General features: G+C 67.3%; 22 protein-coding genes. 11 read left to right on the top strand and 11 right to left on the bottom strand.

Translation table 11 applies throughout. The features are described 5' to 3' along the window. Positions 1-156 precede the first annotated feature (156 nt). Complete coding sequence (locus MRBLMD1_RS08755) at positions 157-414, bottom strand: hypothetical protein (RefSeq protein ID WP_224024517.1); 258 nt, start codon at positions 412-414, stop codon at positions 157-159. A gap of 431 nt (positions 415-845) precedes the next feature. On the opposite strand from MRBLMD1_RS08755, the gene MRBLMD1_RS08750 reads away from it, so the two are divergent. Both MRBLMD1_RS08750 and MRBLMD1_RS08745 read left to right on the top strand, forming a co-directional pair. Beyond that, positions 846-2,435, top strand: a complete 1,590-nt coding sequence (locus tag MRBLMD1_RS08750; protein ID WP_159633843.1) for an MFS transporter — start codon at positions 846-848, stop codon at positions 2,433-2,435. Positions 2,436-2,640: 205 nt separating this feature from the next. Then, positions 2,641-3,777, top strand: a complete 1,137-nt coding sequence (locus tag MRBLMD1_RS08745; RefSeq protein ID WP_364398868.1) for an FUSC family protein — start codon at positions 2,641-2,643, stop codon at positions 3,775-3,777. On the opposite strand, the gene MRBLMD1_RS08740 is transcribed toward MRBLMD1_RS08745, so the two are convergent. Then, entirely contained in the window at positions 3,745-4,518 is a 774-nt protein-coding gene (locus MRBLMD1_RS08740; protein ID WP_364398866.1) for an SDR family NAD(P)-dependent oxidoreductase, read from the bottom strand. The two genes, MRBLMD1_RS08745 and MRBLMD1_RS08740, sit on opposite strands and share 33 nt — an antisense overlap. 190 nt (positions 4,519-4,708) lie before the next feature. Between MRBLMD1_RS08740 and MRBLMD1_RS08735 the strand changes: the two genes are divergently transcribed. Then, a complete protein-coding gene (locus MRBLMD1_RS08735; protein WP_364398864.1) occupies positions 4,709-5,032 on the top strand; it encodes a hypothetical protein in 324 nt (107 codons plus the stop codon). 33 nt (positions 5,033-5,065) lie between these two features. Here the strand turns inward: MRBLMD1_RS08735 and MRBLMD1_RS08730 are convergent, their stop codons facing one another. From MRBLMD1_RS08730 to MRBLMD1_RS08700, 7 genes are all read right to left on the bottom strand, one after another. Beyond that, positions 5,066-5,395, bottom strand: a complete 330-nt coding sequence (locus MRBLMD1_RS08730) for a GNAT family N-acetyltransferase (protein ID WP_159633855.1) — start codon at positions 5,393-5,395, stop codon at positions 5,066-5,068. Between the two features lie 15 nt (positions 5,396-5,410). After that, on the bottom strand, positions 5,411-6,730 hold the full coding sequence (locus MRBLMD1_RS08725; RefSeq protein ID WP_364398861.1) for an acyltransferase family protein: 1,320 nt from the start codon (positions 6,728-6,730) through the stop codon (positions 5,411-5,413). Positions 6,731-6,816: 86 nt separating this feature from the next. Further along, positions 6,817-7,221, bottom strand: coding sequence for a DUF1304 domain-containing protein (locus MRBLMD1_RS08720; protein WP_364398859.1), 405 nt, complete (start codon positions 7,219-7,221; stop codon positions 6,817-6,819). A gap of 124 nt (positions 7,222-7,345) precedes the next feature. Further along, positions 7,346-8,221 (bottom strand): class II fructose-bisphosphate aldolase, encoded by an 876-nt coding sequence (locus MRBLMD1_RS08715; protein ID WP_364398857.1) that lies wholly within the window; start codon positions 8,219-8,221, stop codon positions 7,346-7,348. Next, positions 8,221-9,687 (bottom strand): GntP family transporter, encoded by a 1,467-nt coding sequence (locus MRBLMD1_RS08710; protein WP_364398855.1) that lies wholly within the window; start codon positions 9,685-9,687, stop codon positions 8,221-8,223. Before MRBLMD1_RS08710 ends, MRBLMD1_RS08715 begins: the two co-directional genes overlap by 1 nt. A 168-nt stretch (positions 9,688-9,855) precedes the next feature. Beyond that, entirely contained in the window at positions 9,856-10,755 is a 900-nt protein-coding gene (locus MRBLMD1_RS08705; RefSeq protein WP_224024499.1) for an NAD(P)-dependent oxidoreductase, read from the bottom strand. An 81-nt stretch (positions 10,756-10,836) separates the two neighbouring features. Further along, positions 10,837-12,333, bottom strand: a complete 1,497-nt coding sequence (locus tag MRBLMD1_RS08700; protein ID WP_364398853.1) for a four-carbon acid sugar kinase family protein — start codon at positions 12,331-12,333, stop codon at positions 10,837-10,839. A 173-nt stretch (positions 12,334-12,506) separates the two neighbouring features. On the opposite strand from MRBLMD1_RS08700, the gene MRBLMD1_RS08695 reads away from it, so the two are divergent. Continuing rightward, positions 12,507-13,211, top strand: coding sequence for a FadR/GntR family transcriptional regulator (locus tag MRBLMD1_RS08695; protein WP_364398851.1), 705 nt, complete (start codon positions 12,507-12,509; stop codon positions 13,209-13,211). Between the two features lie 113 nt (positions 13,212-13,324). After that, positions 13,325-13,537 (top strand): dodecin, encoded by a 213-nt coding sequence (locus MRBLMD1_RS08690; RefSeq protein WP_159633879.1) that lies wholly within the window; start codon positions 13,325-13,327, stop codon positions 13,535-13,537. A gap of 76 nt (positions 13,538-13,613) precedes the next feature. On the opposite strand, the gene MRBLMD1_RS08685 is transcribed toward MRBLMD1_RS08690, so the two are convergent. Both MRBLMD1_RS08685 and MRBLMD1_RS08680 read right to left on the bottom strand, forming a co-directional pair. After that, the gene (locus MRBLMD1_RS08685) at positions 13,614-13,820 is read right to left on the bottom strand and encodes a hypothetical protein (RefSeq protein WP_159633882.1); all 207 of its coding nucleotides are present in this window, start codon (positions 13,818-13,820) and stop codon (positions 13,614-13,616) included. Positions 13,821-13,972: 152 nt separating this feature from the next. After that, positions 13,973-14,872, bottom strand: coding sequence for a helix-turn-helix domain-containing protein (locus tag MRBLMD1_RS08680; RefSeq protein WP_364398848.1), 900 nt, complete (start codon positions 14,870-14,872; stop codon positions 13,973-13,975). 214 nt (positions 14,873-15,086) lie between these two features. Here MRBLMD1_RS08680 and MRBLMD1_RS08675 point away from each other — a divergent pair, with 214 nt between their 5' ends. From MRBLMD1_RS08675 to MRBLMD1_RS08650, 6 genes are all read left to right on the top strand, one after another. Continuing rightward, the gene (locus MRBLMD1_RS08675; RefSeq protein WP_275182260.1) at positions 15,087-15,908 is read left to right on the top strand and encodes an aldo/keto reductase; all 822 of its coding nucleotides are present in this window, start codon (positions 15,087-15,089) and stop codon (positions 15,906-15,908) included. A gap of 54 nt (positions 15,909-15,962) precedes the next feature. Then, positions 15,963-16,934, top strand: a complete 972-nt coding sequence (locus MRBLMD1_RS08670) for an aldo/keto reductase (RefSeq protein ID WP_159633893.1) — start codon at positions 15,963-15,965, stop codon at positions 16,932-16,934. Further along, a complete protein-coding gene (locus MRBLMD1_RS08665) occupies positions 16,928-17,950 on the top strand; it encodes an NAD-dependent epimerase/dehydratase family protein (protein WP_364398845.1) in 1,023 nt (340 codons plus the stop codon). The genes MRBLMD1_RS08670 and MRBLMD1_RS08665 overlap by 7 nt, the downstream gene beginning before the upstream one ends. A 76-nt stretch (positions 17,951-18,026) precedes the next feature. Then, a complete protein-coding gene (locus MRBLMD1_RS08660; protein WP_364398843.1) occupies positions 18,027-18,764 on the top strand; it encodes a TetR/AcrR family transcriptional regulator in 738 nt (245 codons plus the stop codon). A 135-nt stretch (positions 18,765-18,899) separates the two neighbouring features. Further along, the gene (locus tag MRBLMD1_RS08655) at positions 18,900-20,156 is read left to right on the top strand and encodes an acyl-CoA dehydrogenase family protein (protein WP_364398841.1); all 1,257 of its coding nucleotides are present in this window, start codon (positions 18,900-18,902) and stop codon (positions 20,154-20,156) included. A 48-nt stretch (positions 20,157-20,204) separates the two neighbouring features. Further along, complete coding sequence (locus MRBLMD1_RS08650; RefSeq protein WP_275182255.1) at positions 20,205-21,401, top strand: acetyl-CoA C-acetyltransferase; 1,197 nt, start codon at positions 20,205-20,207, stop codon at positions 21,399-21,401. Positions 21,402-21,422 lie beyond the last annotated feature (21 nt).

Genomic DNA, 21,422 nt, shown 5'->3' with positions numbered 1-21,422 from the left:
GCGATGACTCCTGGCGGGGCGCACGCTTGTCGGCGCGCTTGCGGGTCCGCGGCGCGCAAATTACCTGGCGTCCCCCATATGTCGGGGGCGCCAGGTAACTTCCGTGTCGATGTGGACAGCGCGCGTCGCCATGCTGGATCCGCGCGCTGCAGGCAGCTATGAGGAGTGCGGCATCTGCGGCCGGCCGGTGCGGTGGACCGCCACCACGGCGGCCTCGTGCCCCATCCGGCCGTGGCCGGCGCCGCGGTCCTTCGGGTGCCTGCGCTTTCCCATGCCGTCCGGCCACCCGCCCTGCCCTGCCAGCGGAACGGCACCCGTTGCCGCGGGGCCGGGCGTAACAGGCGCATCCATGGCTGCGGCAAGGTGGTCTGCCACCTCAGGCCTGATGTGGAACTGGTTGGATTCTTCACCCATGTGGTTCTTCCCTTCTTTCCTTCGTTCTTCCTTGAAACGAATGCCGACGAAAGCGTCCGGGCGCGCGGACTACTGCCCGGAAAGAAGTGTGTTCATCGCTCTACCATAGGCACGTCCGCGGCTGCTGGGAACCCCTCCGGGGACCGTGGCAGCGGTCACTTTTTGCGGCCGGTTTCCCGCGGGAGCGGGCTTGAAACGGAGCAACTTGGAAAAATTTTGGTAACGGCGCCGTTCATCAGCCTGCTTCCCAGTGATCACGCGGGAAAAGCCGGGGGAAAAATTTCCGGAACCGGCCCCATATCGGGCCCAAAAGGGAGCATGCTACGCCATCAAACTGCCCGGACGCTAGAGGAATCCCGTAAAATTGAAGGCCTGCCCGGAGCGGGGCAGCTACAAGTCGCAAGCAAATGACCTCCACAGGAGTTGCCCAAATGCCCACAGACCGAAGCATGACCGACTCTTCAGCAGGCGCCAGGAGCGCCCGCGGAACCGACCCTGCAGCCCCCACGGCTGCCAAGAAGCCCAGGCTGCTGCCACGCCGCCGGCTCAAGGAATCCGATGTCAACGTGGTGGACCAGCCCATGCTCAAAAAAGCACTGGGCGGCACGATCGTTGGCAACACCATGGAGTGGTACGACGTAGGCGTTTTCGGCTACCTCATCACCACCATGGGCCCGGTGTTCCTCCCTGAATCCGATCCCACCACCCAGACGCTGTTCCTGCTGGGAACCTTTGCCGCCACCTTCATCGCCCGCCCCCTGGGCGGCGTGATCTTCGGCTGGCTGGGCGACAAGATGGGCCGCCAGAAGATCCTGGCCACCACGCTGATGATCATGGCGGCCAGCACGTTCGCCGTCGGCCTCCTGCCCGGATACGCCCAGATCGGCCTCTGGGCTGCGGCGCTCCTGGTGCTTCTCAAGGTCATCCAGGGCTTCTCCACCGGCGGCGAGTACGCCGGCGCGACCACGTTCGTCAGCGAGTACGCCGCTGACAAGCGCCGCGGCTTCTTCGCCAGCTTCCTGGACCTGGGCAGCTACCTCGGCTTCGCCATCGGCGCTGCCCTGGTCTCTGTCCTGCAGCTGACCTTGGGCCAGGGCACCATGGAGGACTGGGGCTGGCGCATCCCGTTCCTGGTTGCCGGGCCGCTGGGCCTGATCGCCGTGTACTTCCGGAGCAAGATCGAGGAATCGCCGCAGTTCCAGGCCACCCTTGATGCCCAGGAAGAAAACGCCAAGAACGCCTCCGCTGGGGACACCGCCACGGCCAAGGGACCCGTGGGAATTGTCAAGGCCTACTGGCGCCCCATCATTGTGGCCATGGTTGTTGTGGCCGCTGCCAACACTGCCGGCTACGCGCTGACGTCCTACATGCCCACGTACCTGACCGAGTCCAAGGGCTACGACGAGGTGCACGGCACGCTGCTGACGATTCCCGTCCTGGTGGTCATGAGCCTCTGCATCCCGCTGACCGGCAAGCTCTCCGACCGGATTGGCCGCCGTCCCGTGCTCTGGATCGGCGCTGTCAGTACTATCGTCCTGGCCATCCCGGCGTTCATGCTGATTGGCATTGGGCAGATCTGGTCCACCCTCGCCGGCCTGGCCCTGATCGCTTTCCCCGTGACCTTCTACGTGGCCAACCTGGCATCGGCACTGCCGGCCCAGTTCCCCACCTCCAGCCGTTACGGAGCGATGGGCATTGCCTACAACTTCGCCGTAGCCATCTTCGGCGGAACCACCCCGTTCATCGTGGCCGCGCTGATCGGGGCCACCGGCAACGACATGATGCCGGCGTACTACCTGATGGCCACCTCCCTGGTGGGCGCCGTGGCCATCTACTTCCTGAAGGAATCCGCCAACCGGCCGCTCCCGGGATCGATGCCCAGCGTTGACACCCAGGCAGAGGCCAAGGAACTGGTGGCGACCCAGGACGAGAACCCGCTGATCAACCTGGACGAACTGCCGTTCGACACCCAGGACGGCACCGACCCCCACGCACACCGCGGGGTTCCGGCCGGGGCATAGGCCCAGCCTCCCGGGCACTCTTGTAGCCCACGCTCACAGGCCCGTCCCGCGTGCTTCCTTGGGGGAAGCACGCTGGGCGGGCCTTTGCGTGCCTGCCCGATGTCCTCCCGTGACTGCCGGCATGTGGCTCTGCATGGGGCGCGGTGATACGGTCGCAAGGGCCCTCGGGCTGCAGTAGATCCATAGAAACAGGACAGGTCGGGACATGAAGCGCGTTGTGGAGCAGGTACGCGCGCTCCACCGGTTGGAACCTGCCAACGGCGACCACCTTGCCGCGCTCCGCGTGGCCCTCAGCGTGGCGGTACCGTCGCTGCTCCTGCTGGCCGCCGGCCGTACCGACCTCATCATCTACGCCGTGTTCGGCGCGCTCACCGGCATGTACGGCCGCTCGGAACCGCACCAGCTCCGGCTCCGCCACCAGGGCCAGGGCGCCTTGGTGCTGCTCACCGGCGTGGTGGTGGGAGTAACGCTCTCCATCAACCACATCCACTCCTGGTGGCTCGTGGCAGTGGAAGCGACCCTGGCCGGAGTGGGGTCGGTGTACGCGGACAGGGTACGGCTGAAACCCAACGGGCCCTTCTTTGGAATCCTCGCCCTGGGCGCCTGCGCTTCCGTTCCCACCGCAGTCCCCTGGTACACCGCCGTGCTCATCGCGGTGGCATCCTCGGTGTTCTCCATCCTGATTGGCTTCAGCGGCTGGGTTCGGCGGCGGTCCTGGGAGCCAGGGGCCACCCGGAGCGTCCCGCGCCGTTCGGCGGCGGGGCGGCGGGAGTTGTCAGTCCACGCCGCCCGGTACGTCCTGGCGGTGGGTGCCGCCGGGACCGTGGGCGTCATCAGCGGCAGCGGCCACCCGCACTGGGCCATGGCCGCGGCCGCGGTACCCCTGGCCGGAGCAGACCTGCCCAGCAGCGTCCGGCGGGGCGTCCACCGCATCGTCGGGACGTTCCTGGGACTGGCGGTCACCGCCGTCGTCATCATCCCGGGACCCTGGACCCTGGCGGCGCTGTACCCGGCGCTTCAGGAGCCGGTACACCGGGCAGTGGTGCTGGCGCTGCTGGTGATCCTCTTCCAGTTCGCCACGGAACTGTTCATGACCAGGCACTATGGCCTGGCCATGGTCTGGTTCACCCCGGTCATCCTGCTGATAACCCAGCTGGCCTCCCCCACCGAACCCCGGGTCCTGATCCTTGAGCGGGCCGTGGAGACGTTGGTGGGTGCGCTGCTGGGGATCCTGGTGGTGCTGGCCGTCCGCCGGTCCGGCGCCCGGCCGCGGAAGGCCCTTCCCGGGCTGCCGGCCAGGCGCCCCGGCCTACTTCGGCTTCCGCGCCGGCCCGGCCATTAGCCGCGCCGGCGCCACCTTGGCCACGGCGGCAACCACTTTGTACCTCTTGGAGGGGATGGACACCGCCTTGCCGCGCTCATTGTCCGCCAGGCCTTCCCTGACCACCCGCTCCGCGCGCAGCCACGTCCAGGATGGGGCCACCGACTTGTCCATCCCCATCCGGTCGTGGAACTCCGTGTGGGTGAAGCCCGGGCAGACTGCCGTGACCTTGATGCCCCGCTTGCGATAAGCCAGGTTTGCCCACCGGCTGAAACTCACCAGCCACGCCTTCGCCGCCGAGTAGGTGCCGCGGGGCAGGAACGCGGCCACGCTGGCAACATTGATGATCCGGCCATCCCCGCGCTCCAGCATTCCCCTGAGTGCCGCGTGGGTGAGCACCATGGACGTTTCCGCGTGCAGCTTCAGGTGGCGCCTCTCCTCCGCTGCGTGGTTGTCCTCAAAGTTGTGGAGCAGGCCGATCCCGGCGTTGTTCACCAGGATCCCCACCGGCCGCGTGGCGTCCTCAAGGCGTTCGACGACGGCCGCGACGTCGTCGTCCTGCGTCAGGTCGGCGGGCAGCACCTCAGCCGTGACGCCGTACCGCCGCCGGAAGTCTTCCGCTGTTTCTGCGAGCCGGGACGCGTTGCGCGCCACCAGGACCAGGTCATGCCCCTGGGCGGCGAGCTGCTCGGCAAATTCGTGGCCCAGGCCGGCGCTGGCGCCAGTAACGAGTGCTGTGGTTCGGGTGGTGGTTGGCGTCATGATGCAAGCCTAGCCAGAGACGGCCGTGTGGGCTGTTGTGGCTGCTGGCTGCGGGGCCGATTCCCAGCCGTAACTTGTGCAACAAATAGTAAGCATGCTTTGCTTATGGTGATAGATGAACCTCCGCAAGCAGTTCGCGGCGGGGCTGCCAATGCCGGCGGTTCCGTGAAGAAGCCCAAGGAAGAACATAATGACCACCGCAATGGAACACCAGCTGACGGCGTTTGGGGCGCGCACCGAGGCAGCTGGGCAGCTCTTGTCCACAACCGTACCCGTGGACGCAGGGTTGCTGATGACCCTGAATTCGCGCATGCACTGCCGCACGCCAATGCAGCGCGTCGACCATGATGAGCTTCCGGTCCGGCAGCCCGTCTATGTTGACGGGGACACCGTAGTTTCACTGCGTCCCGGGTCCGTCCCGGACAGCATCGTCACGTACCGCTGCGCCTGCGGCTTCACCATCGATGATCCGGGCACCGCCATGGCGGTCACCGGCCAGGCGCTGGCCAGCTGAACCGCCGCCGGCACTAATGCCGGCGGCCCGGGATCAGCGTTCCGGCCAATCTACGAATTGTTCGTAGCCTTCGTGCTTTCGCAGGTAGCTGGAAATGAACGGGCAGTGCGGAATGATCCGCTTGCCGGTGGCCACCACGTCATCCAGGGCAAAGTGTGCAAGGACCTTGCCCAGGCCTTGTCCCTCGAAATCCTCGCCGGTCTCGGTGTGGGTGAAATCGATGTGCCCGGGAAGATCGTGGAAAAAGGCCTGGACAGCCAGCCTGCCGTCCACCAGGAGTTCGTACCGGTGCTGTGCGTCATTGCGCCGCAGGGAGACATTTGCGGTGAACTTGTCCTCAGCGGACGTGGTGTTCTCGGTCATGGTTCGACACTGGCACTACTTCAGTCCGCTGGCAATGGTCCTTCGGCCATGGCGGCGCCGGTATGGTTGCCGGCGCCGCAGCGGAAAACCGCCCAGCAAAACGATCGCCACCGAGAAACACACCGTGCCGGCGGCCAGCAGTCCCAGTGACAGTCCGCTGAGCGCGGCGTCCGCCACGGGGATGAAGACCACGACGACGGCGGCCCCCGCCGTGGCGGGCCGGCAGCGCAGGGTGACGGCCGTCGTCGTCCGTTCCTCCAGATGGCCAAACGCGGCGGCCACCGGCAGGAGCAGAATGAGCAGCGCCAGGACCACCAGGGGCCGCGACCACCACCATGCAGCGGTGCCGGCGCCGGGCTTGGGGATCGGCGCCAGGAGCAGCAGCCCGGACATGCCCACCAGCAGCGGCAGGTGCCACAGGTACACCGTGAGGGATCTGCCGCCAACCAGCACCAGCAGCCGGCCGATCCAGCCCACCCCGGCCAGCGGCGCCAGGACCGGACGCGCCAGTTCCATCGTGGCCAGCTGCGGGACGGCCAGGATCACCAGGGTCAGGTTGGGCGGGTTGAGGTTCACCAACATGTTTCCGCGGTACAGCCCCAGCCCGGTCACGAGTCCCAGCAGCAGGTGTCCGGCCACGGCAATGCCCAGCAGCTCGGAACGGGACAGACGGGAAAAGTGGCCGTCGGCGGCCAGGAAACCCAGTTGCTGGACCGCGCACCACACGAACACCAGGTTGGCGTTGGCGAGGTCCGGCAGGACGCCCCGCAGGCAGTCCACGGCAACCACGAGCCCGGTGAGCAGGCAGAAGCCAAGCCAGGGCGCCCGCGCATGCAGTGCCGCCAGGGCCGGGATGTTCAGCTGCGCCGCGAGGTAGGCGGCCAGGAACCACAGGGGCATGCCCGCCCCGGCTGCCATGAGCTGGACCACCTGCCGGTCCACGCCGAGCGCCGCCGCCACGGACAAACCCACCACCATCGTTGCCAGCAAAGGGGTGGCCGGGCGGAGGAGGCGCAGGAGCCGGGCGCGGATGAACTGGGCCGCGGTGCCTCCGCTTGCCTTGAGCCGGCGCCAGGACTGCAGTCCGGTCACGCCGCCGGTGACGAAGAACAGGGGCATGACCATGAAGATCCAGATGATGGGCTCGAACCAGTCCTGCTGGGCCAGGGTGTTCTCGGTGGTCACGGTTCCGTCCGGGTGCAGGACCGGGCTGACCATCATGGAGTGCCCCACCACCACCAGCGCCAGGCAGATGAACCGGACAAGGTCGATGACCGGATCACGGTCCACCGTGTCCGCCCCGGTTCCTGTCCCCCGCCCCACGGTGCTGCGCATGGGACCTACAACGGCTCGACGCTGCCCACGGCACTATTGTGCCCCCGTTGCCTGCGCGGGTTTAAGGACTTACGCCCCTTCTGCCCCTATTGCAGCACTGCAAGCAGTCCGAGCACGACGGCGAGCAGCGGCGTGGTGCCCTGGGTTGCCGCGGCGCGGAGGTACTTGCGTCCGGTGAACGCCAGGACGGCGGCCGCCAGCAGCATGGAACCGCAGCAGCTGAAGATCAGGGTCCAGCCTGCCACGTACTGCACGGATCCCGACCCGCCAAACACCACGAGCCCCACTCCAATGAACGCACCGACGGCCAGGAACAGGTTGTAGAAGCCCTGGTTGTACGCAAGGGATTTGGTGGTCTCAGCGTCCTGTTGGGAGGCAACCCCAAAGCGCTTCCAGGTGGCGGGCCGGGTCCAGGTAAGCGACTCCATGGTGAAGATGAAGACGTGCAGTGCGGCGGCAAGGAAGGCAAAGAGAAGGGAGGCCAGGATCATTGCTCGATCCTAGCCTCCCGGCGAAACCTTCATCCCGCCTGGCAGGCGGGATGAAAGCGAAAAGGAGGAGGCCAGGACCGGCTGCTTGATCCTGGCCTCCCGTTCGTGGAAGATTCCGTTCCCTCTACCGTGCCAGCGTGGCCAGCGTGGTGGCAGCGAAGCCCTTCGCCGACGTGTTCCACAAAGCCAGCAGGCCCTGCAGGTTCTCACCGTCGGCACGGTGTGCGGGAAGCTGCTCCTGGAGGGTGGCCAGGACGCCGGTCCGCAGTTCGGTGTTGAAGTTAACCTTGCCAACGTTCATGGCCGCGGCCTTGACCAGCTCTTCAGCGGGAATGCCGGACGCACCGTGCAGCACCAGCGGAATATGGATCCGCGCCGCGATGTCCTGCAGCACGTCCCAGCGCAGCCGCGGCTCGCCCTTGTACTTGCCGTGGACGTTGCCCACTGCGACGGCCAGCAGTTCCGCCCCGGTGCGGGACACGAAGTCCTCCACCTGCGCTGAGTCGGTCAGGCCTGCCGCCTCGGCGCCGGACTGGCCGGCCCCCGCGGCATCCAGTGAGTCCACGCCGAAGGCACGGTCCTCGTCTCCTGCCAGGCCGCCGAGTTCCGCCTCAAGCACCACGTCGGAGCCCAACAGGGCACGGGCCGCCTGGACCAACGCAATGTTGTCCTCGTACGGAAGGGACGAACCGTCGGCGAGGACGGAATCCGCCCCTGCCGTAACGGCGTCGGCCATCACCTGGAGGTCGGAGGCGTGGTCAAGCTGCACAGCGACGGGGACGGCGGCGGCGTCAGCCAGGCCACGCAGCGCCGAGATCAGCCGGAGGCCATTCGCGGTGGCGGCGGTCTTGGGTGCCACCAGCAGGATCACGCCCCTGCCGGATTCCTCGGCGGCGCCCACCACGGCCAGCGCGGTGGTGAAGTCGTAGCAGGTGAAGGCCGGCACTGCGGAACCCTGCTGCAGGGCGGAGGTGACCAGGTGGTCCAGACGGGTTTGCATCAGGCGCCCAGGCCTCCCACCAGGATCCAGGCGACGAAGGTCAGCAGGAAGCCGGCCACGCCCAGGATGGTGGTCAGGACGGTCCAGGTCTTCAGGCCGTCGGAGACGGTGAGGCCGTAGTAGCGCACTACCACCCAGAAGCCGGCGTCGGTTACGTGCGACAGGCCCAGGGCGCCGAAGCCGATGGCGATCACGATCACGGCGATCTGTGCCGGGCTGTAGCCGCCGCCGCTGACTGCTGCGGACAGCAGGCCGGTGGTGGTCACGATGGCCACGGTGGCCGAACCCTGGGCAGCGCGGAGGGCCAGCGAGATGATGAAGCCGAGCAGCAGCAGCGGGACGCCGAGGGTGTCCAGGGTCTTGGACAGCGCCGATCCGATGCCGGAAACCTGCAGTACGTTGCCGAACACGCCGCCGGCGGCCACCACCATCAGGATGGAGGCGATGGGCGGAAGGGAGCCTTCGAAGATCTCGCCGGTTTCCTTGAAGGACCAGCCGCGGCGGACAGCCAGCAGGAAGAAGGACAGCGCCACGGCCACCAGCAGGGCCAGGAAGGGGTTGCCGATGAAGGCAGCGAGGCCGTACAGCGGATCGGACTTGGGAAGCACCAGGGTGCCAACGGTACCGAGCAGGATCTGCACGATGGGCGCTGCGATCAGGAAGATGATCAGGCCCGGGCGCGGGGGTGCGATGGCGGCGGCTCCGGGACCGTCGTGGCCCACCTTGACCAATGATTTGGAGCCGAACTCCTCCACCTGGGCCTTCACGGCCGGCAGCAGCTCGTAGTCCTTGCGGTTCATGATGGACGCAACCCAGTAGGACAGGAAGCCCAGGGGCACGCAGATCAGCAGTGAGATCAGGGCGATGAGTCCGATGTCGGCACCGAGCACGCCGGCGCCGGCCACGATTCCGGGGTGCGGCGGTACCGCGACGTGGATGGCGAGCATGATGCCGGCCATGGGGAGGCCGAACTTCACGGGGTGGACCTTGGCGATCTTGGCGAAGGCGTACACGATGGGCACCAGCACGATGATGCCCACCTCGAAGAAGACGGGGATGGCCACGAGGAAGCCGACGGCGGTCAGCGCCACGGCAACGCGCTTGGCTCCGAGCTTGCGGGTGAAATGGTCAGCGAGGGACTGGACGCCGCCGGACACCTCGATCATGCGGCCCAGCACGGCGCCGAGCGCGATCAGGATGGCAACCTTGCCCATGGTGCTGCCCACACCGCTGGAGACCACGGTGAAGATGTCCTGCAGCGGGATGGTGGCCGCCACGGCCACCAGGATACTGACGGTGAGCAGGGCCACGAAGGCCTGGATCTTGAAGCTGATGATCATCACCAGCAGGATGGCGATGCCCACCGCTGCGATGGTGAGCAGTACCGGGGTGCCCAGCTCAACGGCGGGCTTGATGGCCGGGGCATCGGCCGCCCGCTGTATCAGCGGGCTCATCAGGTGGTTCACGGGGGGATGTCTCCTTTGACGTGCCGGTCCCGGGCAGGGCGGCATCAGGGAATGGTGGGGTGGGGATAAACGTTGCGGGACTGCGCCGGCAACGCTGGGAGGTACGACGACGGCGGAGGGGGGACCGCCGTCGTCGTACGTCTTGTGCGCAAGGGCAGGAGGAGTGGCTTACTTGGTGCGCTTGGCGGGCGCGACCACCTTGATGACGGCGGAGTCATCGGCGGCGGCGAGGCCCTGGGCCTGGCCCAGGAGGTAGAGCTGTTCGGCGGCGGCGGCAACGGGGGCTGCCAGGCCGGCGGCGCGGGTTGCCTTGCCCACGATGCCCATGTCCTTGACGAAGATGTCCAGGCGGGACAGCACCTCGGCACCTTCCTCGTTGTAGGCCTCAAGGATGCGGGGTCCGCGGTTGGAGAGCATGAAGGAACCTGCCGCGCCTGCTTCCAGGGCAGCGAGGGTCTTGGCCTGGTCCAGCCCCAGGGCGTCGGCCAGGGCCAGGGCCTCGGCGGCGGCGGCGATGTGGACGCCGCACAGGAGCTGGTTGACCGTTTTCAGGGCCTGGCCGTCACCGGGGTTGTCGCCCACCACGGTGAGGGTGGAGGCGAGCAGGTCCAGGGCGGGGGCGGCCTTTTCGCGGGCTTCAGGGGAAGCGCCGACGACGATCAGCAGGTCGCCTTCGCCGGCGCGCTTGGGGCCGCCGGACAGCGGCGCGTCCACCAGGTCCACGCCGTATTCGGCCAGCTTGGCGACCGTGGCGGGGATGGCGTCGGTGCCCACGGTGGAGCCGAGGATGACGACGGCGCCCGGCTCCAGGACGGAGGCCACGCCGTTTTCGCCGAAGAGGACGTCGTTGAGCTGTTCACCGTTGCGGACGGCCAGGAGGACGGCGTCGGCACCCTTGGCGGCTTCGCGGGCCGTGCTGAAGGTGGCGATCCCGGCTTCCCGGGCGAGTTCCAGGCGGGGTTCGGCGATGTCGAAGCCGTGGACGGTCAGCTGCGAGGCCAGGCGGGTGGCCATGGGCAGGCCCATGGCGCCGAGGCCCAGGACGGTGACGGTGTAGTTGCTGGTCATGGTGTTTCTCCTTGAAATTTACTGGGCCCACGCCGGCGAGGGCCCCGGCCCGAGCCTGCGAGGGTTGGGAGCCGGTGGGGATTAGAAAGTGCTGCTGAGCTTGCGGGTGACCTGGGCCAGGGAGTCGTCATCGCCCACGTTGCCGGCGAAGACGATGTAAGGGATGCCCTTGGCGGGGCCGTCCACCGGTTCCCAGAGGGAAACGATGCCCGGCAGCATGGGGCCGCGGACAATGGCATGGCGGATTTCCAGCCCATGGGCTGCCACGTCCGAGGACGTGATGCCGCCCTTGGCGATGACGAACCGCGGCGGGAACGTCTTCAGGGTCCGGTTGACCACATCCACGACGGCGGCGGAAACGGTCCGGGCGATCCGCAGGCTTTCGGCGGGGTCGTCGGTCTTGATGAGGAGCCGGCTGGTGTGCACGATGACGTCGCCGGTGTGGAGGGCTTCGACGACTGCGTCTACGGTCTGGTCCAGGTGCGCCTTGGCTTCATTTTCCTCGCCGAGGAGTTTCTCGACCTCGATCTCGATGATCCGGGCGGAGCTGTGTTCCGCGGTAAGGACGTTGAGCTGGCGCGTGGTGACGCCCACGTGCGAGCCCACCACGATCAGGCCGCCGGCCTCCGACGGCGTATTGCCCGCGTAGGCCTCCTCCGAGGTCAGCGCGGTGCGGATGTCCTGGCCGATACGGCCGCGCACGAACGGCGGGCCGACGCGGTACAGCAGCTTCTTGCCGCGGCGCTCGGCTTCTTCCAGGCCCAAAGCCAGCGCGCGGAAGTCGTTCTCGGTGACGATATCCGCGACGATGGGCGTGGAATCGGAGGCCGGTTCGATGGCGTCGGCGATGGCCTTGGCCGAGATGGCCGGGTCCTGGGCGGCGGAGCCGGCACGGATGATGTTCAGGTCCAGGACAATCACGGAGTCTGCCGGGAACCTGCCCTGCGACTTTTCCGCGACGTAGTCCGCCATGACGGAGGTGCTGAAGCCGAAGGAGGCGTCCTTGGCGAACTCGGTCTCGGAGACGGGGACCAGGGTTCCCTTGGCGTCGCCGGTGCCGCGCATGTAGTGGACACCGCCGATGGTGAGCCTGCCGGCGTCGGGGAAGGCAGGGACCAGGACAACGCCATCGGTCTTCTCGCCGCTGACATCGGCAACCGTGGCTGCGATGACGTCCGGTTCCAGGGGGAAGTGGCCGCGGAGGGTGGAATCGCTGCGGCTAACGAAGCCCAGGCGAAGACTGGAACCGGCGGAGTCCTGCGATCCTGCTGCCGCCAGGGCGTTGCGGACCACTTCCTCGTTGCGGGCTGCCGCCTCGGCCGGGTCAAGGCTGCGGGTGTTGGTGAGGACGTACACAGCGGGCTTGCCCTGGCCGAAAGCCCAGGTGAAGTCTTCCACTTCCCAGCGGGTGAGCACGGGCAGGTCTGCCACAGACTGCGTGCCGGTGGGGTCGTCGTCGAGCACTACCAGGACGCGGGGAACCGCCGCGTTGGAAGCGGCCAGCGCGCCGGCAACCAGCCCGGCGGGAATTTCGAGGTCTGCCGGATAGGCGGCCAGAACGTCTGCTTCATGCGTCACAGTGCACTCCGTTGTGTAGCGATCCGGGCTCGCGGATCCAGATGTAAAGGTAACTGTAAGATGTCTGACATCTTGCATTTGAAAATTAGTGTGGCACACGGCATACGGACGCGCAAGTACACTTGTCTGACATATCCGCCAGGCGTCGGCCGGAGAGAGCGATCGGGGGCAACATGGCAAGGAAGTCACTGGTGGGCGTGGTGGCCGATGAGCTGCTGGACCGCATCATCGAAGGCGAGTTTCCGCCCGGCTCCACCGTTCCCGGCGAACACGAACTGAGCGCCCGCCACGAGGTCAGCCGCATGACGGTCCGCGAGGCGATGAAGACGCTGCAGGCCCAGCGCATCCTCAGCGTGGAGCGCGGCCGGGGCACCTTCGTCAATCCCTTGAGCCGCTGGGCCTCCCTCGAAGCCGTGCTGCGCGCCGCATCCGAGGGCAAGAACGACGCCGATGCCTCCATCCAGCTCATCGAGCTGCGCAGGATGCTCGAAACGGGCGCCTGTGAACTTGCCGCAGGACGGATCGTCGAGGAAGACATCACGTCCCTTTTCAACTACATTTCCGCGATGAAGGCCGCCCACAGCATCAACGATGTTGCTGCTTTCGTGGAAGCAGACCTTGCGTTCCACGACGTCATCCTGCGGGCATCCGGGAATGTGTTCGTGTCGGTCCTGTTTGAGCCGCTGCACCGCGTGCTGGAAAAGCGCAGGACCGAGACCTCCGCCGTCCCTGCGATCCAGGAGCACGCAATCGGCCATCACCAGAACATTGCCCAGGCCTTGGAGTCCCGTGACCCCGACCGGTCACGCCAGGCCATGGACGCGCACATGCAGCAGACCCTCGATGACTTGAAGCAGCTGGTGCTGGACGCCAAGTAGCCTCCCGTGCCGCGGTCCTGATTGCCCCGGGCCCCTGTTCAACGCTCCCGCAGTCCTACTAGGCTTCAGGAACGGCCCGCAACCGGGAGCATCGACGATCACGAGGAGCGAAGTTGTCCAACCACACGTACAGCATTTCTGAAATTGTCGGCACCTCCACCGAGGGCGTGGACGACGCCGTCCGCAACGGCATTGCCAAGGCATCCCAGACCCTGCGGAACCTCGACTGGTTTGAGGTCAAGGAGGTTCGCGGCCACCTGGAGGACGGAAAGGTCGCAGACTGGCAGGTCACCATCAAGATTGGCTTCCGCCTGGAAGATCACTAACGCCAAACACAGCTGACCCGCAGCCAACACGTTCCTGACGATGTTGGCTGCGGGTCAGTTGTGCTTAAGGCAGGACCTAGTTTGCCGTGCCGGGGCTGCGCCGCCGCCAGACGGTGGGCACGCCGTCGAATGCCGGGAACACGTGGCCTTCGAAGAAGGACAGGACCGTGTGGGGATCGATGTCGGGGCTCCAGAGGCCGGAAGCCGGGCAGTGGGAACCGGTGGCGGTGGAGGCGGCGCCGGCAGAGGCCTGGCGCTCCTTCAGCAGGGCGATGCGTTTCATCGTTGAGACCATCCTGGGGTGATAAGAACTGGGCAGGGAAAGCTGGTACTCCCACCCTAGGAAAGGGCCGGCCCGCCACCAATGGGCGGCTGGCCAGAATCACCCCGCTTCGCTGGACGAATGTACAGTGGCGTGGGCGCGCGCATGGCCGGTCAGCCCGCGTCGCCGCTTTCGGCCACCGCGGCAGGGTCCCGTTCCACGCCGGCATCCGGGGCTGCCCCGAGGCTTCCCAGCAGTGCCAGGGCGTCCGACGACGGCGATCCCGGCCGGGCGGAGTACACCCTGAGCGTCTGGTCGGGGTCCTCCGGCAGGACCAGGTTTTCAAAGTTCAGTTCCAGGTCCCCCACCGCGGGATGGTGCAGCCGGACGGTGCCTGCAGCGCGGGTGGCAACCCGGTGCCCCGCCCACCACTGGCGGAAGTGTTCGCTGTGGACCGCCAACTCCCCCACCAGGTGGTTCGCCTGGGGGTCATTGGGGTGCCGGCCCACGTCCAGGCGGAGGGAGCCCGCGGCTTCTGCCGCCACGGTTTTCCAGTCCCTGAACAGTTCCCGCGCAGCCGGGTCAAGGATGGTCCAGCGTGTGAGGTTCCGCTCCGCCAGCGGCAGCGCGGGGAAATCGGCGAACAAGAGGAACGCCATCCTGTTGCCCGCCAGTACGTCGTTGCGGCGACCCAGCACCAGCGCGGGCACCTCCCCCACCGCGTCCAGGAGTTGGCGCAGCGCCGGCCGGACGCCCTGGGCTGCATTGGCACCCGGCTCGCGGGGAGCTCCCGCGCAGTTCTCGAGCAGGTCCAGCATGTGCGCGTGCTCGCTGCTGTCCAGCCGCAAGGCCCTGGCAACGGCGTCCAGGACCGTGCGTGACGGGTGGATGTTGCGGCCCTGTTCCAGCCGCACGTAGTAGTCGGTGCTGACCCCGGCCAGGCGCGCCACTTCCTCACGCCGCAGGCCCGGAACCCTGCGGGCGCCCGTACTGGGGCCCGTCCCTGCGACTTCCGGGCTCAACCGGGACCGCATGGCTTTGAGGAATTTTCCGAACTCGGCGCTTTGACCCATGCAGACCATTGTGCCTGCGTTGGCGTGGCCTGCTCTACAACGAAGGTAGGACTGGCGGTCCTAGGAAAAACAGGATCAGCCTTGGCTGCTGACTTGATGGCGGAAAGTGCATAGGCTCAGGGGTGAGCCGGTGGAAACCGATTTCTCACTGTGTTTCCCCACTCGTCGAGCAACCGGCATCGTTCCCAGCACCATACGTCCAAGGAGTACACCCATGTCAGAGCTGACACTCAACAACGGCGTCACCATTCCGCAGCTTGGCTTCGGCGTTTTCCAGGTCCCGCCGGAGGATACACAGCGGACCGTGGAGGATGCGCTGGAAGCGGGCTACCGCCACATCGACACCGCTGCGGCGTACCGCAACGAGGCAGGGGTAGGGGCAGCCCTCGCGGCTACCGGGATCCCCCGCGGGGAAATTTTCGTGACCACCAAGCTCCGCAATGGCGAGCAGGCCCGGGCACAGGAAGCGTTCCAGAACAGCCGCAAGGCCCTGGGCCTGGACTTCATCGACCTTTACCTCATCCACTGGCCGGTTCCCTCGCAGGGCCTCTTCGTCCAGGCATGGAAGGAGATGGAGCGGCTGTACGAAAACAAGGAGATCCGCGCCATCGGCGTCTCCAACTTCCTGTCCGACCACCTGGACACCCTGCTGGAATCCGCGGAAACAGTGCCCGCCGTCAACCAGATCGAGCTTCACCCCAGCTACCAGCAGGCGGACCTTGCGGCCAAGTGCCGCAGCCTGGGCATCGCCGTGGAGGCGTACAGCCCGCTGGGGCAGGGCGGTGACCTTAACGGCAACGCCGTCACCGCAATCGCCGACGCCCACGGCGCCACTACCGCCCAGGTAGTGCTCGCCTGGCACCTCGCCAACGGCAACATCGTCATTCCCAAATCCGCGAATCCGGGCCGCATCCGGGAAAACTTCGCGGCTTCGTCCCTCAAGCTGTCCGAAGACGAACTGTCCGCCATCACCGCACTGGAGTCCGGCGCGCGCATTGGCTCCGATCCCGCCGTCGCCTCCTTCACCCAGATGTAGGTTCCAGCCGGCCCACCCACCGGTTTGGCAGGCCTACCCTTGAAAGGATCTTCCATGCAGTACACCCATCTGGGCCGCTCCGGCCTGAAAGTCTCCCGCCTCTGCCTCGGCACCATGAACTTTGGGCCGCAGACGGAGGAGGCGGACGCGCACAGCATCATGGATTCCGCGCACGAAGCCGGCATCAACTTCTTCGACACCGCCAACGTGTACGGCGGCGCCGACCACCGCGGCTGGACCGAGGAAATCATCGGGCGCTGGTTCGCCAAGGGCGGCGAGCGCCGGGAGCACACCGTCCTGGCCACCAAGCTCTACGGCACCATGACGGACCGGCCCAACGAGTCCAAGCTCTCGGCCCTGAACATCCGCCGTGCGCTGGACGCGAGCCTCAAGCGCCTCCAGACGGACTACATCGATGTGTACCAGTTCCACCACATCGACCGCGACACTCCGTGGGACGAGATCTGGCAGGCCATCGAAGTGGCCGTACAGCAGGGCAAGATCCTGTACTCGGGCAGCAGCAACTTCGCCGGCTGGCACATCGCCCAGGCGCAGGAGGCAGCACGCCGCCGGAACTACACGGGCCTGGTCAGCGAGCAGTCCATCTACAACCTGTTCATGCGGCAGGTGGAACTGGAAGTCATCCCGGCAGCACAGCAGTACGGGCTGGGCCTCATTCCCTGGTCGCCGCTGCAAGGCGGGCTGCTGGGCGGCGTGCTGAAGAAGGAACGCCAGGGAGTCCGCCGCACGGAGGGGCGGGCAGCGGAAACGCTGAAGAAGCACGAGGACCAGATCCGCCAGTACGAGGACTTCGCCGACGAACTGGGCCACGAACCCGGCGACGTGGCCCTGGCATGGCTCCTCCACCAGCCTGCCGTGACCGCACCGATCGTGGGGCCCCGGACCCAGGAACAGCTGGACGCCGCAATCCGCGCCCTGGATGTCTCCCTCGATGGGGACGCACTCAAGCGCCTGGACGACATTTTCCCGGGACACCGCACGGCACCGGAAGACTACGCGTGGTAGGCACAATCGCCGCGGATACGGTGGCGCCGAGGAGCATCCTTTTCATCGGCGGGACCGGGGTCATCAGCGCGGCGGCGGCAGAACGTGCCGCCGCGCTGGGCCACCGGCTGACCATCCTGAACCGGGGGCAGTCCGGCAGGCCTGTCCCCGACGGCACCGAAGTGCTGCACGCCGACGTCCGCGATGCGGCCTCCGTCAGGGAGGTGCTGGGCGGAAGGGAGTTCGACGCCGTGGCGGACTTCATTTCCTACACTCCGGACCAGGCCCAAACCAGCATGGAGTTGTTCCGGGAGCGGACGGGTCAGTACGTGTTCATCAGCTCGGCCTCCGCGTACCAGAAGCCGCCCACCATGCTGCCCATCCGCGAGTCCACGCCGTTGAAGAATCCGTTCTGGCAGTACTCCCGGGACAAGATCGCGTGCGAGGAGCTGCTGTTCAGGGCCTACCGGGAGGACGACTTCCCGTTGACGGTGGTCCGGCCCTCGCACACCTATGACCGCACCAAGATTGCGATGGTGGGCGGCTGGACGGACATCCACCGCATGCGCAGCGGTCTCCCGGTCATGGTCCACGGTGACGGCACCTCGCTGTGGACGCTGACACACAGCAAGGACTTTGCCAAGGCGTTCGTCGGCCTGCTTGGCCGGCCGCAGGCGGTGGGCGAAAGCTACACCATCACCTCCGACGAGTACCTGCCATGGAACCAGATCTACGGACTCTTCGCCCGCGCCGCGGGCGTCCGGGAACCGGAACTGGTGCATGTGGCGTCCCAAACCATCGCCGCGCACGACCAGGAACTGGGTTCCAACCTCCTGGGCGACCGGTCCCATTCCGTTGTCTTCGACAACACCAAGATCAAGGCCTTGGTCCCGGACTACACCGCGACCATCCCGTTCGCGGACGGGGCACGGGAAATCGTGGCCTGGCATGACAACCACCCGGAGCTGCAGCAGGTCAACGAGGCCTACATGCAGCTTTCGGACAAGCTGACCGGCTGGGCACGGCAGGGCGTCTGAAAGCGGCCACAGGCTGGCCTTCCGCAACCGGCGGCAGGCCAGCCTGCCGGAGGGCAGCTGTGCTAGATTTCGGCGCATGACTTCGCCCCCTTCCCACCGTCCCGTCGAGGGGCATCCTGCCGATGGGCCCGTCGCGGCAGCCATTGGCCTCCTGGCGAAGCAGGGTTTCGACGCAACATCCGTTGAGGAACTCGCAGAAGCCTCAGGCATGAGCCGCAGCACGTTCTTCCGCAGGTTCGGGTCCAAGGAGGACGTTGTCTTCGCCGACCACGAGCAGATCCTGCACCAGGTCAATGAACGGCTCGCCGGATCCAGGCTCGGGCCGCTGGCCGCAGTGGCGGACGCGGCGCTGCTGGTTTTCGACCACCACCTGCGGAACCCCCAGACCTCACGCGCCCGGTACGGGCTGTTGCAGGCAGTGCCGGCCCTCCGGGACCGGGAGCTGGTGACCTCGCACCGGTACGAGCGGGCGTTCCTGCACTACCTGAATGACAAGCTGCCCCGGAACGGCCGGCGCGAATACAAGGCCGTCGCCTTCGCTGCAGCGGTGGTGGCCGTGCACAACGCCTTCCTGCGGGAGTGGCTGCGGGCCGCGCCTGGCGCCGGGGACACCGCTGCAGGAGACCGGGAAAGGGCCACCGCCCTGGCCGCCGAACTCCAGGCCCTGGCGGAAACCTTCCGGCCTGCACTCCTGGGCAGCCCGGCGGACGCCGCCGCGCCCGCCCAACCCTCCCCAACCGTCGTCGTCACCGTTTTTCCCGGCCCTGCCGACAAGGATGCGATCGCCCAGGCGGTCCGGGACGCGCTCCCCTAGCCCCAGCGGCGCCACCTCCAGCCCTGGTACCCAGTTTCTTGACGTGGAACTCCGTTTCATTGCATTCTTGGTTGGTGTGGTCCAGGCCACAAGGTCCCGGCCCTCCCGCCGCCGCTGATTCAAAGGATGCATGCAATGACGACGACGTCGCCCGCCCTCGCGCCCACCCGCGCCGGGGATCCCGCCGGCTTCCCCGCCGGAACAGTGGAGCCGGAATATGTCCTGACCGAGGCCCTCGGGACGGACCCGGCGTCCATCCTGGCCGGCGTCGGAGACGAGGACCGCGCCTACTGGGAGCGCGCCCGCAGCTTTGTCCAGGACGAGGTCCTGCCCGTCATTGACGGCTACTGGGAACGCGGCGAGTACCCGCTGCACCTCCTCCAGCGCCTGGGCGAACTGGACCTGCTCCGCGACGGCATCACCGTGGAGGGCTTCGCACCCATGAGCAGCATGGCCGCCGGCCTGGTGAACATGGAAATCAGCCGGGGCGATGGTTCCGTGGCCACGATGATTGCCGTCCAGGGCGGCCTGGCCCTGCGCTCCGTGGCTGAATGCGGATCCGCGGCGCAGAAGGAGCGCTGGCTGCCGGCGATTGCCAGGGGCACGGAATACGCGGCGTTCGCCCTCACCGAGCCTACCCATGGCTCCGACTCGGTGGCCCTGGAAACCACGGCAACCCGCACGGACGGCGGGTTCCTGCTCAACGGCGAGAAGAAGTGGATCGGCAACGGCTCCGTGGGCGGCGTCAGCATCGTCTGGGCCCGGGGCGACGACGGCCAGGTCCACGGCTACTTGGTTCCGCAGGACTCCCCCGGCTACACCGCCACCAAAATCGAAGGCAAGCTTGCCCTCCGCGCCATCTGGCAGGCCCACATCCGCCTGGAGGACGTCTTCGTCCCCGAAGAGAACGTCCTGCCGGGTGCGCGCAGCTTCAAAGACACGGCCCGGGTGCTGCTGGCGACCCGGCTGGGCGTGGCCTGGTCCGCCGTCGGCCATGCCACCGCCTGCTACGAAACGGCCGTCCAGTACGCCAGGCAGCGCAAGCAGTTCGGCCGGCCGCTGGCCGCGTCCCAGATCGTCCAGGAGCGGCTGGCCCGGATGCTCAGTGAACTGGCCACCATGCAGCTGATGGTGGTGCAGATGACGCGGCTCGATGAAGCCGGAACCCTCACGCCCGAGCAGGCATCGCTCGTGAAGTACACCTGCACCCGGACCGCACGCGGCATCGCCTCCAACGCCCGTGACCTGCTGGGTGGCAACGGCATCCTGCTGGAAAACCGCGTCGCCAGGCACCTTGCCGACATCGAAGCCATCCACACCTACGAAGGCACCGAAACCATGCAGGCGCTCATCATCGGCCGCGGCATCACCGGCACCTCCGCCTTCGCCTGAGCCTGCCGTTCGGCTTTGGCTGCCCGTCATCCCCTGAAAGGACTGTTCTTGAACCAGAACGCCAACATCCCCGTCATCCTGGGCGGCGCCCGCACCCCGTTCGGCAGGTTCCGCGGCGGACTCACGCCCTTTTCCTCCAGCGAACTGGGCGCCCACGCCATCCGCGCCGCGCTGGAACGCACCGGCGTGGCCCCGGAGCAGATCGGCGCCGTCATTGTCGGCCAGGTCATCCAGGCCGGCGCGGGCCAGGGCCCCGCACGCCAGGCCAGCCTGGCCGCCGGAATCGGCTGGGACGTTCCCACCATCACCATCAACAAGCTCTGCCTGTCCGGCCTGACGGCCGTGATCGACGCCGCCCGGATGATCCGCACGGGGGAAGCCGACTTCATCGTGGCCGCCGGCCAGGAATCAATGACCAACGCGCCGCACCTGGTCCCCGGGCTGCGCGCCGGCGTCGTCATCGGAGATGCCCCCATGCTGGACTCCCTGAACCATGACGGGCTGCAGGACCCGGTGAGCAAGAAGCTCATGGGTGAGGCCACCGACGCCGGCAACGCCGAACGCGGCATCACGCGCGAAGAGCAGGACGCCGTCGCGGCCCGCTCCCACCAGCGTGCCGAAGCCGCCCGCGCCGCCGGGATCATGGCGGAGGAAATCGCACCGATCGGGATACCGCAGCGCAAGGGACCTGCCGTGACCCTCGAACACGACGAAGGCATCCGTCCGGACACCACCGCGGAATCCCTGGCGCAGCTCCGCCCGGCGTTCTCCAAGGCGGAGACCGCCACCATCACGGCAGGGTCGTCGTCGCCCCTTTCCGACGGCGCAGCGGCGCTGGTCATTGCCAGCAAGGCAGCCGCGGAAGCAGCAGGCCTGGAGTGGATCGCCGAGATCGGCGCCCACGGCCAGACCGCAGGCCCCGACGGATCCCTGCATTCCCAGCCAGCCCGCGCCATCGAGCGCGCACTCAAGGTCCAGGGACTCACTGTGCAGGAGCTGGACCTGGTGGAAATCAACGAGGCCTTCGCCTCGGTCCTCATCCAGTCCGCCAACGATCTCGGCATCGACACCGAAACTGTCAACGCCGAAGGCGGCGCCATCGCGCTGGGCCACCCCGTGGGCGCCTCGGGTGCACGCCTGGTGCTGCACCAGGCGCTGGCGTTGAAACGCCGCGGCGGAGGCACCGGCGTCGTGGCCCTCTGCGGGGGCGGCGGCCAGGGCGACGCCCTGATCCTCACAGCGTGACCCATCCCAACAAAGAAGCAG

It is taken from the genome of Pseudarthrobacter sp. LMD1-1-1.1 (assembly GCF_040676255.1).
Taxonomy (GTDB): Bacteria; Actinomycetota; Actinomycetes; order Actinomycetales; family Micrococcaceae; genus Arthrobacter.
This window is presented reverse-complemented; position numbering and strand designations above follow the sequence as displayed.

Excerpts from the sequence above, each read along its gene's own strand:
- MRBLMD1_RS08755 (WP_224024517.1), bottom strand. The coding sequence starts at position 414 with ATGGGTGAAGAATCCAACCAGTTCCACATCAGGCCTGAGGTGGCAGAC.
- MRBLMD1_RS08750 (WP_159633843.1), top strand. The coding sequence starts at position 846 with ATGCCCACAGACCGAAGCATGACCGACTCTTCAGCAGGCGCCAGGAGC.
- MRBLMD1_RS08745 (WP_364398868.1), top strand. The coding sequence starts at position 2,641 with ATGAAGCGCGTTGTGGAGCAGGTACGCGCGCTCCACCGGTTGGAACCT.
- MRBLMD1_RS08740 (WP_364398866.1), bottom strand. The coding sequence starts at position 4,518 with ATGACGCCAACCACCACCCGAACCACAGCACTCGTTACTGGCGCCAGC.
- MRBLMD1_RS08735 (WP_364398864.1), top strand. The coding sequence starts at position 4,709 with ATGACCACCGCAATGGAACACCAGCTGACGGCGTTTGGGGCGCGCACC.
- MRBLMD1_RS08730 (WP_159633855.1), bottom strand. The coding sequence starts at position 5,395 with ATGACCGAGAACACCACGTCCGCTGAGGACAAGTTCACCGCAAATGTC.
- MRBLMD1_RS08725 (WP_364398861.1), bottom strand. The coding sequence starts at position 6,730 with ATGCGCAGCACCGTGGGGCGGGGGACAGGAACCGGGGCGGACACGGTG.
- MRBLMD1_RS08720 (WP_364398859.1), bottom strand. The coding sequence starts at position 7,221 with ATGATCCTGGCCTCCCTTCTCTTTGCCTTCCTTGCCGCCGCACTGCAC.
- MRBLMD1_RS08715 (WP_364398857.1), bottom strand. The coding sequence starts at position 8,221 with ATGCAAACCCGTCTGGACCACCTGGTCACCTCCGCCCTGCAGCAGGGT.
- MRBLMD1_RS08705 (WP_224024499.1), bottom strand. The coding sequence starts at position 10,755 with ATGACCAGCAACTACACCGTCACCGTCCTGGGCCTCGGCGCCATGGGC.
- MRBLMD1_RS08695 (WP_364398851.1), top strand. The coding sequence starts at position 12,507 with ATGGCAAGGAAGTCACTGGTGGGCGTGGTGGCCGATGAGCTGCTGGAC.
- MRBLMD1_RS08685 (WP_159633882.1), bottom strand. The coding sequence starts at position 13,820 with ATGAAACGCATCGCCCTGCTGAAGGAGCGCCAGGCCTCTGCCGGCGCC.
- MRBLMD1_RS08680 (WP_364398848.1), bottom strand. The coding sequence starts at position 14,872 with ATGGGTCAAAGCGCCGAGTTCGGAAAATTCCTCAAAGCCATGCGGTCC.
- MRBLMD1_RS08675 (WP_275182260.1), top strand. The coding sequence starts at position 15,087 with ATGTCAGAGCTGACACTCAACAACGGCGTCACCATTCCGCAGCTTGGC.
- MRBLMD1_RS08670 (WP_159633893.1), top strand. The coding sequence starts at position 15,963 with ATGCAGTACACCCATCTGGGCCGCTCCGGCCTGAAAGTCTCCCGCCTC.
- MRBLMD1_RS08660 (WP_364398843.1), top strand. The coding sequence starts at position 18,027 with ATGACTTCGCCCCCTTCCCACCGTCCCGTCGAGGGGCATCCTGCCGAT.
- MRBLMD1_RS08655 (WP_364398841.1), top strand. The coding sequence starts at position 18,900 with ATGACGACGACGTCGCCCGCCCTCGCGCCCACCCGCGCCGGGGATCCC.